Source organism: Undibacterium umbellatum (assembly GCF_014284125.1).
GTDB classification, from domain to species: Bacteria; Pseudomonadota; Gammaproteobacteria; order Burkholderiales; family Burkholderiaceae_D; genus Undibacterium; species Undibacterium umbellatum.
Genome location: NZ_JACOFX010000026.1, coordinates 34,495 through 49,975 on the forward strand (window position 1 = coordinate 34,495; position 15,481 = coordinate 49,975).

Annotated in this window: 10 protein-coding genes; 4 read left to right on the forward strand and 6 right to left on the reverse strand. The window is 48.5% G+C overall.

All coding sequences use genetic code 11. The features are described 5' to 3' along the window. Positions 1–23: 23 nt before the first annotated feature. The 4 genes from H8L47_RS27010 to H8L47_RS27025 form a co-directional block, all read right to left on the reverse strand. The gene (locus tag H8L47_RS27010; RefSeq protein ID WP_186956925.1) at positions 24–1,193 is read right to left on the reverse strand and encodes a hypothetical protein; all 1,170 of its coding nucleotides are present in this window, start codon (positions 1,191–1,193) and stop codon (positions 24–26) included. Next, positions 1,190–1,777 (reverse strand): sigma-70 family RNA polymerase sigma factor, encoded by a 588-nt coding sequence (locus H8L47_RS27015; protein ID WP_230413932.1) that lies wholly within the window; start codon positions 1,775–1,777, stop codon positions 1,190–1,192. Before H8L47_RS27015 ends, H8L47_RS27010 begins: the two co-directional genes overlap by 4 nt. Positions 1,778–1,926: 149 nt before the next feature. Further along, positions 1,927–6,252 (reverse strand): MG2 domain-containing protein, encoded by a 4,326-nt coding sequence (locus H8L47_RS27020; protein WP_186956926.1) that lies wholly within the window; start codon positions 6,250–6,252, stop codon positions 1,927–1,929. Between the two features lie 104 nt (positions 6,253–6,356). Next, entirely contained in the window at positions 6,357–7,154 is a 798-nt protein-coding gene (locus H8L47_RS27025; RefSeq protein ID WP_186956927.1) for a hypothetical protein, read from the reverse strand. 191 nt (positions 7,155–7,345) lie between these two features. On the opposite strand from H8L47_RS27025, the gene H8L47_RS27030 reads away from it, so the two are divergent. Further along, entirely contained in the window at positions 7,346–8,041 is a 696-nt protein-coding gene (locus tag H8L47_RS27030) for a YceH family protein (protein ID WP_186956928.1), read from the forward strand. Between the two features lie 37 nt (positions 8,042–8,078). After that, positions 8,079–8,825: an AAA family ATPase gene (locus H8L47_RS27035; protein ID WP_186956929.1), complete on the forward strand. Its 747-nt coding sequence runs from the start codon at positions 8,079–8,081 to the stop codon at positions 8,823–8,825. A gap of 98 nt (positions 8,826–8,923) precedes the next feature. Here H8L47_RS27035 and H8L47_RS27040 read toward each other — a convergent pair whose 3' ends face one another. Together H8L47_RS27040 and H8L47_RS27045 are read right to left on the reverse strand one after the other, a co-directional pair. After that, positions 8,924–10,006 (reverse strand): hypothetical protein, encoded by a 1,083-nt coding sequence (locus H8L47_RS27040; RefSeq protein ID WP_186956930.1) that lies wholly within the window; start codon positions 10,004–10,006, stop codon positions 8,924–8,926. Positions 10,007–10,092: 86 nt separating this feature from the next. Continuing rightward, entirely contained in the window at positions 10,093–11,217 is a 1,125-nt protein-coding gene (locus H8L47_RS27045) for an SPFH domain-containing protein (RefSeq protein ID WP_186956931.1), read from the reverse strand. Positions 11,218–11,833: 616 nt separating this feature from the next. Here H8L47_RS27045 and H8L47_RS27050 point away from each other — a divergent pair. Both H8L47_RS27050 and H8L47_RS27055 read left to right on the forward strand, forming a co-directional pair. Next, entirely contained in the window at positions 11,834–14,086 is a 2,253-nt protein-coding gene (locus H8L47_RS27050; protein WP_186956932.1) for a DEAD/DEAH box helicase family protein, read from the forward strand. Then, on the forward strand, positions 14,079–15,404 hold the full coding sequence (locus H8L47_RS27055; RefSeq protein ID WP_186956933.1) for a sigma factor-like helix-turn-helix DNA-binding protein: 1,326 nt from the start codon (positions 14,079–14,081) through the stop codon (positions 15,402–15,404). The genes H8L47_RS27050 and H8L47_RS27055 overlap by 8 nt, the downstream gene beginning before the upstream one ends. Positions 15,405–15,481 lie beyond the last annotated feature (77 nt).

Here is a 15,481-nt window from a genome sequence, read left to right on the forward strand (position 1 = left end):
TGAGGATCAATGACAAATTTTTGTCATTGATCCTTATATTTTTGCAATGCGTCTATCTGCTTTTGCAGGGATTGGTCAACGGTGAATGCCGGATAGATAACACGGAATTTGCGCCACTCGTCCAGCGCCTCCTTGTTACGGTGGTTCTTCAAGAGTTGCTCGATTTTCTGCAACCAGTCATAGGCGCCAGGATGCGGTTCCGGTGCCAGGGCTGCGGACAGCGGTGGCGCAGCTGCCACAGGCGGTGCTGCCATGACAATGCGTGGTGCTGGCTGTGCGGCAGGGAATGGTGCTGCCGCAGGCATGTCAGCTTTTTTATCTGTCGATGCTGTTTCACTGGATTTTGCCAGCATGCCTGCGGCCTCTGCTTTGGCATGGCTGGCATTCGCAGTGAGTGCCCGCATTTTTGCATTACTGGCGTAGTGGTTTTCTGCGGCTTCTTTTTCTTCAGCGCCCGCGACATTGCTGTTTGTTTGCAAAGGGGCGGCTGAAGACACTTCTTGTCTGCGTATCGCTGAGCCTGTGATCGTCACCTTCGTGGGTTCCGGTGCTGCCGCCAATATGGTTGGCGGCGGTGGCGTTGGCTCGGCCTGTCGTTCAGCCAGTTTGTATTCACTGCGTGGATTGGCGACGCTGGCACGTTTGGAGTCGTCGGCTTTCCTGCTTTCTTTGGTCTTACTGGTTTCCATAGCTGGCGGCATAGCATTGTCCATGCTCGCCGCTGCCGGCGGTGAAAGCTCGGTGGCGACCTTAGCCTGCTTCGCCAAATCTGCCTGAGCTAGTTGCGGTAATGCTGAATTGATCTTTTCTTGTGGCACATGCGCATTTGGAGCAGCCACAGTCACAGGGTCTGTCGGGAAAGTTTCCTGGTTCTGCTGCATGACCACGGGTATGGCAAACAGTACGCTGGCAGCCAGACTCAGTGGCAGCTTCCAGCGCCATAAAAATGATGGCGGATTGCCGCTGCCTTCAGGGCCGATGACATCATTGGCTGCTGGCGACGCGATTTCTGACTTAGTCGTTGTTACTAATGCGGCTGCAAGAGCACGTTCGGCCTGCGCGATGATAGCCGCATCCAGCTCTGCCGTCGGTTGTGCTTGCTGCAAATCTTGCAGCAGGCTGGCGAGTTCGCCCTTACCTTGCAGGAAATCCTCAAATTCAGCTTCGTGCATGTCGTCGTTCCTGGATGTCATGCTGGCTCCCCTTGTGTCTGGGTATGCAATTCGGCACGCAATTTTTGCATGGCATAACGTAATCTGCTTTTGACGGTCTCCGTTGATACGGCGGTAATGGTGGCAATTTCTTCCAGACTCAGGCCATTGAATTGCTGCAAGACCAGCGCTTCTTTCTGTTCGCTGGGCAGGTTCCTGATGGCTTCATGCAGACGCTCGGTCTGCTGTTTTTTTTCCAGCCGGGTTTCTGGTGACCTGGTCAGCGGTGTCGATTCTTGCGTGCTTTCCAGTGTATGTTCATATTGATCCGGGTCACTGTCGAGCAGGCTTTCCCTCTGACGCAATATGTCGATCAGGCGGTTGCGGGCAATCTGGTACAAGTAGGTCTTGAAGCTGGCAAGCGCGGTGTATTGCGACCTGGCCGCATGCAGTGCAGCCCAGCTGTCCTGCACAATCTCATCCACCCATTCCTGACGCGGTGAACGCCAGTCTATAAAGCGATACAAACCCAGGCGATGGCGCTGGTACAACTCTTTGAAGGCGAGCAGGTCGCCATCGCAATAGAGCAGCATCAAGGCCTCGTCTGTCTGGGGTTCGGTCATCATGGCTGCTAGTTTAACGGAAAATTCCGTCTCACCAGCATAATTTCCATGTGCCGTTAAGGTGAAACTGTAGCGCAAGCAAGCAGCTTTCAGCGTTTTTCTGGCAATCATTAACTTGCCAGAAAAACGCCAAGGCCGGGCTTTACCTTGTATTAGGGCGCGATGCGTATTGCCAGCGGAGTTGTCCACGTCTTGTCAGTATCGTTATAGTACAGATAGGCAGAAGAGGCAGGCCCGGTATAACTGCCCGGCACCGTCGCCACAAGGTCCACCGCCAGTTTTTTCACTTCGCCTGGCTTCATGTCACGGAAATACAGTATCACTTCACGGGCTCGGGTTTCATAGAAATCGATCTGGCCTTTTTCACGCATTTCTTTCAACTGCCAGTTCTGGAAAGTCAGGCCACCGGGTAAGCCCAGACGTACCAGACTCATGGGCTGGCCGATTTGCGTCTTGTTGCTGATTACTGCATCCAGCCTGACAGTTTCACCCATTTTCAGATCCGCTTTCGCCAGCCTGGTGTTCAGGTTGATGACGGCAGTATTGGATGAAGCCGGTTCGTTACTACGGTATTCAATTGCCATGGAGTAGGGCAGGGCAGATCCATTGCCAGTTTTGAGGGTGATGCTATGTTTGCCAGGTGTCAGCAGGTTCTCAAAACCATTGAACAACAAGGGCTCACGTTTGCCTGCCTCATAGCTTTTCTCGCTGACCACGACACCATCAACAAGCAAGCTGACTTTACCTGCAGTGGGTGCAACTTTGGTCGCCTCATCAAAGGCGATCATTGCCTTCAGGGCCAGCACAGTGGCCTGTGTTGCACCCCATTGACCATAGCCGCTGCGGTTTGCCTGTAACCAGGTGATGCCTTTGCGAGCCTGTTCAAGGTGGCCATCTGCTTTCAACATGGCCAGCACCGCCAGCGAGGTGGTTTCAATATGCAGATTGCTGCCGCCACTGCGGGTGATGGAGTGATTCGCGTTAGTCCACGAACCATTGGCATTTTGCATGCCCGCCAGTTTATCGACTGCGGCACGCCGGGCTTTTTCTGAGACCGCCGTTTTTGCAGAAGGTGCCAACATGGTGCCGCTTGCCAATGCCAGTTGATAGGCGTCTTGCGTGGTTTCTGCCAGCTTGACGGATTTGTCTATTTCCTTGTCCAGCCCGCTTTCACCAGCGCTGACCAAGGCCCAGGTAATATAGGCATCAGTCACTTCTGGTGCTGCACGGCCAAAACTGTCGAGCGCCTTGGCATCACGTTGGTAACCACCATTGCCATCACGTCTGGTTTTAAGCCAGCTTGCAGTACGCGTCAGCATGGCGCTGTCGACAGAGCCGTAGATATTTTTCATATCGGCAAATTCCAGCAAGCCATAGGCAGTCAGTGCTTCATGGCCGGGGTCTCCACCAAACCATTCGTAACCTTTTTTCGGTGATTCAAAACCAGCCAGTTTTTTGTAGCCGCTATCGAGCAATTTGTTGGTGCGTTCCAGCAAGGCGCTGTCTGCAACATCATGTTGCTTGAGGTATTGCATGATCATCACGTTAGGGTAATTGGTTGATGAGGTTTGCTCAAAACAGCCAGAGGGTTCGCGCAACATGCCTTCCAGGCCAGATACCATGGTAGCGAGTGGCGAGGTATATACCTTGATGAATGTCTGTACGCTGCCCTTGTTGGCTTTGCTGAGATCGATGTCATGCGTGACCTGTCCCTTGATTTGTCCTGACTTCTCCAGCAATTGCGGAAAGCCAGGGGCGACCACTGGTATGCTGCGCAAGACTTCATCTTTCAAACCCGATGCAGTCGCTGACAACTGCACCTGAGACAAACCCTGTGTGCCCGTGACTTCAAGCGGGATGAACATGCTCTTGCGCTGGCCAGCAGCGATAGCACCCACTTTGTTATTACTGTCACTGGCTTTCAGGAGTTTGCCAAAATTGCTGTTGAGCGTGACATTGACAGCCTGTTCGCTTTCATTGCTCAAGGTGACAGGAATCAGCGGCTTGTCACCTGCCGATATCTCCAGTGGCAGCTTGGCTGACAAAGAAAATGGCAAGGAAGATTTCAGCACGTTTTCACTATGCCCGGCCTGCCCGCCACCGACACCTTCCGCGGTGACGCGGAAGGAAGTGACCGCATCCGACAAGGCCAGCTTCAAAGTGGCCTTGCCATTTTTGTCGGTTTTTACTGACGGCGCCCAAAGCACGGTGTCGCGGTAGTCATCACGCGGGCCTGCATAGTCAGGCGTATATGCCGGAACCGGGAACACCCGTACTGCTGCCAAGGCTGCTGCTATCTCTGCTGGTGGCAGCGCTAATTTCGCTTCTGCCCGGGCAAAGTCTTTGTCAGCCTTGGGTGTTTCTGGAAAATATCTTGCTTCCATCTCTGCAGGTGGAGCGGCCACGATACGGCCTGCTGCAAATCCTTCTTTCATTTTTGCCATTGCAGGTTTTTGCGGTGCTGCTGGTGCTTCAGCGGCCGCCAGTTTTTTTAGCTCTGGTGCTGCTGCAACTACGGGAGCAGGCGCAGGCACGGGGGCTGCCATTGGTGCCGCCATTGGTGCCGGAACCGCTGCAGCTTTCATCAAAGGCGCAATATAGACAGGCGCTGCCGCATTCATCTCTTGCCGTCTGATATGGTTGCCGGTGACGGTGACCTTCTGTACCGGTGCGAGCACCTGCACCCAGTCAAAGCGTCTGTAGCCACGCGTGCCCATCAGCATATCCAGTGCCAGGGCGCTTTTGTCCTCACCCAGGTCGGTATAAAAATTGGGTTCTTCTATCTTGCCGGGCAATTCACTTTCCAGCATAAGACGCGACAGCATATTAGCACTCTTGTCATCGGCAAACGAGAGTACAGTGTCATCGACAACAGACAGCGCCAGTTCTGCTGGCACAGCTTTGCCGCTGGCATCTCTGGTGCTGATGCTCAGGGCGACTTCGCCGCGCGGCACATAGGTCTTCTTGTCTTGTTCTACCTTGATCTCAAGCCGGTTGCGGCGATTGCGGAACACCAGACGCTCTGCCAGCGGGTCCAGGTTCTGGCTAAACAGCGTTACACGGGCGATGCCTGCAGTTGAAGTCGTGACAGGGTCTTTGGCTTGCAAATACATGACTGCCGGTTTGGCTGGGCCAGCCTCCATAGTGCCTGCATCAAATAATTTATCGCGCACGGTGGCAGCCACCACGATTTTTTGCGTGGTGCTGCATTGCACGGCAACACGCAAGGCTTTTTCCTGCCCATCCAGATCATCATAGCTGCGCATGACACAGCCTGTTTCTTCTGCCAGCGGCAAAGCATAGTGCTCAGTGACGCTGCTGGGTTTGCTGACTTCTGCGTGATAACTGCGACCTGTCGCCGGGGTGAATACCAAGCGGCCCAGACCATTTTTATAGGTACTGAATTTGGCAACGGTGTTACCCAGGTCATCAACCAGTTTGCCCTCGGCATCTGCTGGTTTCCCTAATCTGGTTTTGGCTTCAAAATAGAGACGTGCAGGCAGACCCGCAACCATCTTGCCACCTTCAGGGAAGAAAGACAGCGCCAGCTTGTTTTGCAGGATGGGGATGGATTTTGAAATTGATTCAGTGACGCCGCCATCTTCCACCAGTATCGTCAACAAACCGTCACCAGTGCTGATGTTTTTCGGCAAATCAAATTTCACTAACGCCTCACCAGTGGCATCTGTGGTGACATTCACACGCGGCAATTCCACGCCATCGACAGTAGCCACTGCGACCAGGCGCTTGCCAGATAGTATCTCGCCTGTGGGGCGTTTGACGGCAATCGTGGCGCTGACCTGTTCACCTGCACCATAGGATTTTTTCACAAATTCCAGAGTTTTCTTTATGCGTGGCGCTTCAAAGGCAGACACGATGACGGCACGTTCCAATGTTTTTCCATCGCTGCTTGTTATACGTATCTTGTATTCACCACCTTGCGCCTCAGGGGGCAATTCAAAATCATTGGCTGCGCCGCCCGCCTCGACACGCAAGCGCTTCTTGATCACACTCGCGCCCTTGGGGGAGATCAGTTCCGCCGTTGACTCATTAATCGCTGAACCCGCCAAATTACGGGCTTTCAAGTCCCAGCTTTTAAACCAGATCGTTTCACCGGGTTTATAGAGTGGCTTATCGACCTGTATGTAGAGATTGCGACTCTCATGCGTGTCAAAGTAGCTATTGATCAATGCTGGCAATTCTTCTGCGCGCACTTGCTTGATTCTGGCTGATGCCGCCGGAGCAGGTTCAGCCGCAACTGGGCCCAGCACTGGTTTTTGCCCATCCTGAGATGCGATAGTATTATTCTTCTTGTTGCCAGCTTGCTTGGAAGATGTTGCATCCGACTGCGGGCTTACCATCACATCACCCGTGGCAGCGACGGTCTCTGCGACATCGCCAAACTGGCAGCCGCCCAACATCATCAGCAGCAAGGGGCACAAAATAGGTGCTTTAAAGTAGTGGCCAGATTTTTTCATTATTGATAATTTCCTGTATTTTTAGTGTGAACGAGGGCCTGGGGAACCCCCATAGAGGTGCTGCATGACATCAGGTATTTGTCGTGCGCTACATTTGCCGCGCTTTAATTCGGGTCAGGTACGAAACCACCGGGGAAGGGATTGGCATCCTGATGGCGGCCACGCGGGATAATGCCGCGTGCGACCAGATGGGCATAGGTGTCATACTGGATACTGATGATTTCTTCAGGCTGCGGGCTGGCACGGCGAAAATCGGTATTTTTGACGCTGCTGTCTATGCGTTCGCCATGGCCTGTACCTATCCTGGCATCCATGGATTTTTCTGCCAGATCAGACTTGCTCTTTGCCAGATTGCCCATCGTTTCAGCAGAAGGTGAGTTGGAGGCTACAGGTGCCGGGGCCGCAGCTTCGGCCCGGCGTGAATACAAGGGTTCTACAGGCACAGGCTCCTTATATTCCCTGAACAGGGCAACGCCAATGACACCAACATTGTCTGGCCTGCCCGTGCGTGCCGCATACGAATCAGGCAACTGGGTGAAATAGAACGCTGCCACTTCATCCATGCTTTTGCGCCAACCCTTGACCTCTACTGGTTGCCTTCCTGCCAGCACATAGCCCGATTGCTGGGGCGATGCTGTGGCACCCGTCAGGACGTTGACACCATCGACAGACAAGACCGACAAAATACGCCCACCCGTCTTGTTGGTGATTTCTACCGCATAACGCTCACCAGGCTTGCCTGCCACATAACTATTACCCTGATGACGCCATATAGGCAGCCTTTCCCCCGTGCTTTGACTGATGATGCTGACGCCAGCAAGCTGCCCCGCATTGGCCATCGTACTCATCGTGGCCATAGTTACCATTACCAGAGCAGTCAGTAAAGTTTTCCATTTGTTCATTTTCTTCTCCATAAAAACGAGGGTGATACTCATTAAACGGAGCAGCAAAACAAAAGGGGTTAAGATTTTTTAAAAATAATTGAATAGATTGCGGTGTAAGCGTCATCTAGTCTCACATTTTCAATTTTTAAGGATAATATCAAGCTATCGCGGTATAGCAACCAGCCGCAGCTTACATTTGAGGAATACCCATGAACACAGAAAACACCAGCGAGTCGGCCATCCCGGCAGCAGATACACAATTCCTGGACGCAGTTGAAGTGCGCGTACTGGGCGTGCTGGCAGAAAAAGAAGCCGCCACCCCTGACAATTACCCCCTGTCACTCAATACTCTGGTGAATGCCTGCAACCAGCTCACCAGCCGTGACCCCGTCATGTCCGTCACCGAGTCCGAAGTGCTGGAAGCCATAGACAGGCTGGCTGCCAAAAAGCTGGTGAATGCCATCCACCAGGCCGGTGCCCGCGTTGCCAAGTATGAACACCGCATGCGCATCAAATGGATGCTCGACCAGCCCAAGGTGGCTGTGCTGACCATACTCATGCTGCGCGGCTTCCAGACCGCAGGCGAAATCCGCGCCCGCGTCGGCCGCCTGCATGAATTTGCCAGCGTCGCCGATGTAGAAAAATGCCTCGACTACCTGATGGACAAATATCCACCTCTTGTCGCCCGCCTGAACCTGACACCAGGTACCAAAGAGCCACGCTATGCACATCTGTTGTCTTGCGATGAAGCCAGCCTGGACCAGGCAGAAGCCAGCAGTCCTGGCAGCACTGGTGGTTCAAAAAATGACAGGGTCAGCCTGCTCGAAGCAGAAGTTGCCCAACTCAAACAGCAGGTTAGTGACTTGAGTGCCCAGTTTGCAGAATTCAAGAAGCAGTTTGAATAGAAGTTTCGGGTATGTTTCTTGAAACTATTGAGGCAGCATGATTTCAAAACAATATGTCAGCCGCGTCAGCTTGCGCAGGGATATCGTCGAGTCTTTTGAGCGTTACCCGTTTTCATTACCGGCTATAAAAAACTTCGAGTATGTGGATCTGCATCCCAAGATCACCTATTTTGTTGGTGAAAATGGCTCAGGTAAATCGACCTTGCTGGAAGCGATTGCTGTTTCCCTGGGCTTCAATGCCGAGGGCGGAACCAAGAACTTCAGCTTTGGCACGCGGCGTTCGCATTCTGTGCTGGATGAATATTTGCGCATAGCCAAGGGTGTGCGCAAGCCGCGTGATGGTTTCTTTTTGCGTGCCGAGAGTTTCTTCAATGTGGCGACTGAAATTGAAAAACTGGATGAAGGACCAGGTGGTCCGCCGATTATCAATTCCTATGGCGGCATCTCATTGCACGAGCAATCGCACGGCGAATCCTTTCTGAAACTGATGACAGAACGCTTTGGCGGCCAGGGTCTGTATATACTCGATGAACCTGAGGCCGCCTTGTCACCACAAAGGCAACTCGCAGTATTGTCACGTATCCATGACCTGGTCGAGGAGAATTCCCAATTCATCATCGCCACCCATTCACCCATACTTATGGCTTATCCCGATGCATGCATCTACCAATGCGGCAAGGAAGGCATTGCAGAAATTGCATATGAAGACACCGAGCACTACAAGGTGACGAGGGATTTTCTGGCAAATCCCAAGCGCATGATGGATATGTTGATGGAGCGTTGAGCTTTGGATTGCAGTGGATCTTTGAAAGACCAAAAAACTCAAGGAGGGGGCACAGAGAATGCGTCGTGTCCCTCTGTGTTGAGAGGTCTTGATCCTGATTATTTTTGATTGAGCATTGCAATCACGACGACTACTGCGATTGCCAGTAACACCGCCCCCGCAATTTTCCATGCAGAGTAAGGACGTTCACCCTGCACTTCACCAGTCTGGCCGTTTACCAGGAAGCGGTACACCTTGTCGCTGTATTTGTATGACGACAGCCAGATAGGCAGCAGGATATGCTTGAAACTGATATTTGAATAGCGTGGTTGCATGGCGCTGATGCGCTGGTGGTCACCACCGATATCGCGGCAGATGGCATCGCGGATCACGCTTTCCATCTGGTTGCGCGCATCCACAAAGCCGGGTTCCAGGCCGACCTGGTAAGCCTCTACTGTGAAGCCGGACACATAGTCATCGCGATAACCCTGCAGCTTTTCCAGACGCCAGGGCGCCAGGTTTGCTGCATATGAAGCCGGCAAGGTTTTTGAACCGATGACCAGCACATCATCAAAGGCCACCTGCACCGCACCTGCCGCCGGATACCAGTTGGTTCTGGTCACTTGCCGAGTTTTGGTTTCGCCATTTTCGGTATAGGTTTCTGTCACCGTGTAGTCAACACCGCGCTGGCCCTGATAGGCGGTATAACTGTCGGCATCATATGTCCAATAAGGGGTGTAGATACCCTTGAGGCCGCGCTCAGCCCGGTAAGCCTTTTTCAGCGCATTGGGGGCAAACCACAAACCTTTGACCCAGTCGGCAAATTTGCCACGCGCTTCAGATTCCTTGATATCAAACGGTGCAATCGCCTTGGGCCTGATCTTGCGTGCAGCATAAGCATTAGTCGCAATCAAGGGTACGGCACAAAACGGGCAACGGTCAGACACCAGGTTGGCCGCCAGTTGCGATTCCGCCCCACAGCCCGTGCACTTTACGTTCTGGCTGGCGATGGTGGGTTCATTGCCTGCCTGGTTTGCCAGATAAGCCTGATAGTCCAGCTCTTCTACCGCCGCAATGGTGGCTTCCTGGTCTTCCGGTATATCATTCTTGGAACCGCAGTAGGGACATTGCAAGGCATGCTGGCCAGGCGCGTATTCCAGCTTGGCACCGCAAGATTTACAGGGATAATTTTTCGTCGTCACAGGTGAGGGTTCCAGAACAAAACACAGGGCGCCACCACCAGCAGGGGCGACGCCATATCAGATGAAGGATGGATTGCAGTCGTTCGTTAAGGCAGCGGTGGCGGCATGGTCGCAAACAAGGCAGCCAGGTCAGCCTGGTCACCCGCCTTGCCCCAGGCAGCCATGCCCTGACGCCACACCAGGCTGTCACGCGTCAGGCTGCCATTGCCCGCTTGCGATTGCAGCACATGCATATCGAAGGGCCCTGTCTGCGCGCCATTCAGTGCGACAAAGTATTGCACTGCCGTTGGTAAAGGTGGCGGCATGCCAGCACCTGCAGCCGGGGCAGCGGCTGGTTGCGGGTTATTACCAAACAGCGTACCCATGCTCTGGCTCAGCATACCACCCACACCCACGCCCATCATGGTGCCTGCTGCGCCGGGGTTTTGGGCCGCATCACGCAAGGCTTGCGCACCCTGATACTGGGCAAACTGGTTCATATTGCCTATCACGCGCATGGCACCTTGCTGGTCTATGGCTTTTTCCACCTCTTCCGGCAAGCCTATGTCCTGCACCTGCACTTCGCAGAGTTCCAGACCATATTGCACAAAGTCAGCCGCAATTTTTTCCTGTATGCGCCTGCCCACTTCGGTGACCTTGGCTTCCAGGTCGATGATGGGCACGCCAATTTCAGGCATCACTTCCTTGATGCGCGTGCCGATCTTGCCGCGCAGGTTTTCTTCTATATCCGCTGTCGTAAAGTCAGCCTTGGTGCCCACCAGCTCCACCAGCATGGCCTTGGCATCGACTATGCGTATGCCATAAATACCAAAGGCCGTCACACGCACCACGCCAAATTCTGGGTCGCGCATGGTGGCAGGGCCAGCCGTGCCCCATTTCATATTAGTGAAACGGGTCGTCTTGAAGAAATACACTTCCGCCTTGAAAGGGCTGTTGAAGCCATACTTCCAACCCTTGAGCGTACTCAGCAAAGGCATGTTGGCCGTCGACAATTCATACATGCCGGGCGTGAACACATCCGCCACCTGGCCCTTGCCCATCTGGCCTTCATTGACCATCACCGCAATCTGTCCCTCGCGCACCGTCAGCTTGGCACCCATCTTGATTTCATTCTGATAGCGCTCAAAACGATGCACCATGACATCGGGACTGTCATCCAGCCATTCGACAATATCGATAAATTCATTGCTGAGCTTATTCCACAGACCCATAGTGTTCTCCAAAAAACAAAATTCTTGCAGGATGCTGGCAGGCAATTCTATTGATAGCGGCCAACAGCTATTCGGCGAATATGCGTGGATCACCAAAATCCACCAGCGCATTCGGCGTAGGCGAAGTATTGCTGAATTGGTACATTATCACAAGGGTTGGGAGGGAAATCTTCTTTTGAGTCTATTTAAAAGAATGTACACCTAATAGCAAAAAATTCACTTATTCATTCTTGCAAGGAGTTATCTGTTATTTGAGTCATTGTATGTTTAGATCGAGATTGATAAAAAGTAAATTTTCTGTCAGCATCGTAATGCCTTTAAATATGCGTATTTTTCTTCTTACGTTTTTAGGATTCTCCATGAGCAGTAATAAAAAGCCTTCAACGTAGTTCGTGCTAAAACCTAGCGACACTCACCTCTGAATCGTTAACCAAACCAGCTTAGAGGAAGTACCAGGCAAACCACCTGTACCGAACAGTCGTTGATATTGCAATTCTTCAACATAGTTTTAACGAGATGCTCACCTAGAAACCATTTTTCCGAGCTATTCAAAAATGCAAATTGCTCATAGAATGAATGTATTAACAAATAGATCATAGAAATTTAGCGTGTGCTCATGATTAAAGAATTTAAAGACGTTGATAACTTAAGTCCAAGCGATTTTGAAATTTTTGTAAGAGATGTTTTTTTATCTGCGGGCTGGGTTGATGCAGAAATCACAAAAATTGGAAAAGAATATCGATACGGCGATGGTGGAGTAGATATTTTTGCATATAAAAATAAAAGAAAATTCGCAATCGAAGTTAAGCAGCGAGATATCCACGCTAATGTCGATATCAAAGCATTGAATCAACTAGTTGCTGGCGCAAAGTTAGCAAACGTCACATACATGATTCTAGTCACCAACTCGTACTTTACATCCGAAGTTAAGACACGAGCATTAAGATTAGGCGTTGAACTATTTGATAGGGATGGCTTACAAGATCTGTACATACAAAAGCACTCGGAGATAGGTCGGGAAATTAGGCCGCGCTTCTATCAACAAATAATCATTGATGAGGCCATAGCGAATTTTCAAACAGGGAAGAAAAAACTATTGATAGAAATGGCAACGGGCTTAGGGAAAACATACACTGCTGCTCACTTGATCAAGAAATTACTAATGAATTCTAAGACAAGACCCCGAGTTTTATTCTTAGCACATCAAATCGAAATATTACTTCAGTCCGTTACATCATTTAAGAATGTTCTCGGCATAAGTAGCTATAACTATTCTGCATGCTTTGCCGGCGTATCACCTGAAAATACTGATTTTGTATTTGCTACTTTCGACACCTTACATAGCAAACTTTCCGAATTAAAAAGGGAGTCTTTTAGCTTCGTAATTGTGGACGAGGCGCATCATGCTCCAGCAAAGACCTACGCCGATGTCATAACACATTTTTCACCTGAACTTCTAATTGGTCTGACAGCTACTCCATTCCGAGAAGACAATCGTGACGTAATTAATTTCTTTGGGGGAGATGACTGTCATATCGGTCGATATGATTTAACGTGGGGCCTCAGAAACAAATACCTAGCATTTCCAAAATATGAAGTTTTATTGAATGATATTGACGAAAGTAAAATCGCTCAATTGCAACTTGGACTTGAAATCAAAGATTTGGATAAAAATCTTTTTCTGCATAAGAAGGATGAGGAGGTAGTAAGAATAATTGAAAAAACGGTTGAAGATAAGAATATTAACAATGTCAAAGGAATTGTTTTTTGCAGAAATATTAACCATATGAGGCACCTCCTCAATTTCTTTGAGTTAGGAACGGCTACTTGCGTCCATTCACACATGAAAGAAAATGAGCGTAGAGATAATATTAGAAATTTTCGAGAAGGTGACTACAAATATATTCTTGTATGTGATTTGTTTAACGAAGGAATAGATATTCCAGAAACAAATCTTCTTGTATTTATGAGGTTCACAGGGTCAAGGAGAATTTGGCTGCAACAATTAGGTCGAGGATTGCGAAAAACAAAAACTAAGAATTTCATAAATGTATTAGATTTTGTCGGATCCCTAGAGAGAGTTTACGAAATAAAACAACTTGAAACAGAAATTAAAAATAAATCTTTTGATAGAAAAGCGCAGACAAATTCTGAGACCGAAGATGATGAGAGCATTTATGATGTTTTACATGACTCCTCGATAGAAGTCTCTTTTAGTAAGTCTGCCGCTGACGTTTTAAGGCTGATCGAGGAGTACAAGCTGAAATTGGGATTTAGAGACATCTTGTTGGATAAAATCCGTAAATACTATGAAAAAACTGGAAAGATCCCATGCATAGAAATGCTAGAAGTAAGTTTGATGGAGGTTTCTCTCAATGAAATATCGACGTGCTTTGATTCATACTGTAATTATTTAACGATAGCATTCGGGAACGACGCCTCTGTTATGGAAATTTTTTCCAATACCGTTAATGAGCAAATTTATGTGTATGTTGATAATTTCTTCATGCAATGGCGAATTATGCCCAGTCTTACGGCCATTGAAAATAATTTTACTTATGACGGGCTATGCATCTATACAAAATTCGAGTTAAACAACAAGTTTGCTGATCTTCTCAATGAAGAACGATTGAATACAAATGCTAAAGTGACTGATTTACGTAGTACTCAAAAAAATCACATCAGCGACAACCAGCTTAAGGAAGATCTTGAATTCAGAAAAAATCAACTACTAAAACAATATAAAGGAATATTAAATAGTTTAGCTGATTTCACAAGCCTTACTGAATCAGAAAATATGGCCATAGATCAAGCATTTGGGTCTCGTTCGTCGTTTATAAAGGCGAGTAGGAAGTTCGCAAATGACTGACAAATATACATTAAAAATAAACATTTCTGGGGTTGATTCATTGGTAAATGAATTAATTGAAGAACACCTCTCAGCAATAGAATCTATTCCTGAACACCAGACATTTACTTTATCTACATTATTGTCCGTGTTGACTGAGGATGGATTTAAAGCTCTCCAAGAAAATAAAAATTTTTTCGCCTTGTTGGATTTATTTGAGTTCAAAAAAATAACGAAACAATCCGTTTCCCGAATTGAGAATGATTATGAGATTTGTCCTAAAAAAATTAGCGATTCAAATCCGCTACTTTCTTCAGATCTCCAGGAAGATAAAGGCCAATTCGAAATTAAACTACCCAATCCAAATACATCTATCACAGACGGTAATTTAAACTTACCATGGAACATAAATAAGTTAATTACTCGCCTTCGCAATGCTAGTCGAGTCCGTAATATCAGTGGACAAGGCTATACGAATTTTAAATTGGGCGAAGTATTATCTGACGTAATTTCCCTTAAAGAAGAAGATATTCTCAGGATAGAGGGGATTGGACGCTCATATTTAAATTCTCTCAAACAGTTGCATGACCTGTATAAAGACTTTGATCCAACTAATATGGGGATTAATGAGAGAAAAAGCACGACGTTAAATTTAGATTTAACGGGTTTGGAAATTGTAAAACTTGGAATGAGTGATGATGAAGTGAATTTCATCGATGCAATGGTAGATAATGAGTTTGACGTAAGCCTAAAAACACTTTTGAATCTTGAACTTTCAGTTATCAAGTCACTGCCATTAATAGGCCCCGCCAAACGAGAGGGCTTCAGAACACTTAAGATTAAGCTTTTAACTGAGATAGAAAAAATAATTTCTGGTGAAATTGTTTTAGAGAAGTATGAGAGTAGGCTTATTCGCGATTCAAAAATTGAAGTATTAGACATCGAAATACTTGATAGAGTTATATTGGAGGACTTAGAGGAATTTTTGTCTAAAATTAGCCCGAGAGAAGTGGATATTTTTCAAAGTAGATTAGGTTTCATACAAGAACAGTTAACCCTAGAAACACTTGGAAAGAAATATGAAATTGACCGAGAACGGGTTCGACAAATTGAAAGGAAATGTCGAGATAATTTTCTTGACTCAATGAGAATTAATCCTGAAAAAATTTGGATTTTAATTCGTGATCAACTCGACTCATCATTGCCAGATAGAATACCTTTGACATACGATCCGTTTGATTCAGCAGATTGCTTTTATGACTTTTTAAGTTTCATATCTTGTCATAATGGGCGGATTCAAGCTCGAAGTGCAACCCTGTGTTATAGCGATTGTATCTGAGCCATAAAAACTTCGTGCGGTGTTTTGTAGCCAAGGCATTTTCTAGGTCGATGATTCAAGTAATCCATAGCGTCAGT

Bases quoted from the DNA above. Each gene is read 5' to 3' on its own strand.
- H8L47_RS27030 (WP_186956928.1), top strand. From the start codon at position 7,346: ATGAACACAGAAAACACCAGCGAGTCGGCCATCCCGGCAGCAGATACA.
- H8L47_RS27010 (WP_186956925.1), bottom strand. From the start codon at position 1,193: ATGACATCCAGGAACGACGACATGCACGAAGCTGAATTTGAGGATTTC.
- H8L47_RS27015 (WP_230413932.1), bottom strand. From the start codon at position 1,777: ATGATGACCGAACCCCAGACAGACGAGGCCTTGATGCTGCTCTATTGC.
- H8L47_RS27035 (WP_186956929.1), top strand. From the start codon at position 8,079: ATGATTTCAAAACAATATGTCAGCCGCGTCAGCTTGCGCAGGGATATC.
- H8L47_RS27055 (WP_186956933.1), top strand. From the start codon at position 14,079: ATGACTGACAAATATACATTAAAAATAAACATTTCTGGGGTTGATTCA.
- H8L47_RS27045 (WP_186956931.1), bottom strand. From the start codon at position 11,217: ATGGGTCTGTGGAATAAGCTCAGCAATGAATTTATCGATATTGTCGAA.
- H8L47_RS27025 (WP_186956927.1), bottom strand. From the start codon at position 7,154: ATGAACAAATGGAAAACTTTACTGACTGCTCTGGTAATGGTAACTATG.
- H8L47_RS27050 (WP_186956932.1), top strand. From the start codon at position 11,834: ATGATTAAAGAATTTAAAGACGTTGATAACTTAAGTCCAAGCGATTTT.
- H8L47_RS27020 (WP_186956926.1), bottom strand. From the start codon at position 6,252: ATGAAAAAATCTGGCCACTACTTTAAAGCACCTATTTTGTGCCCCTTG.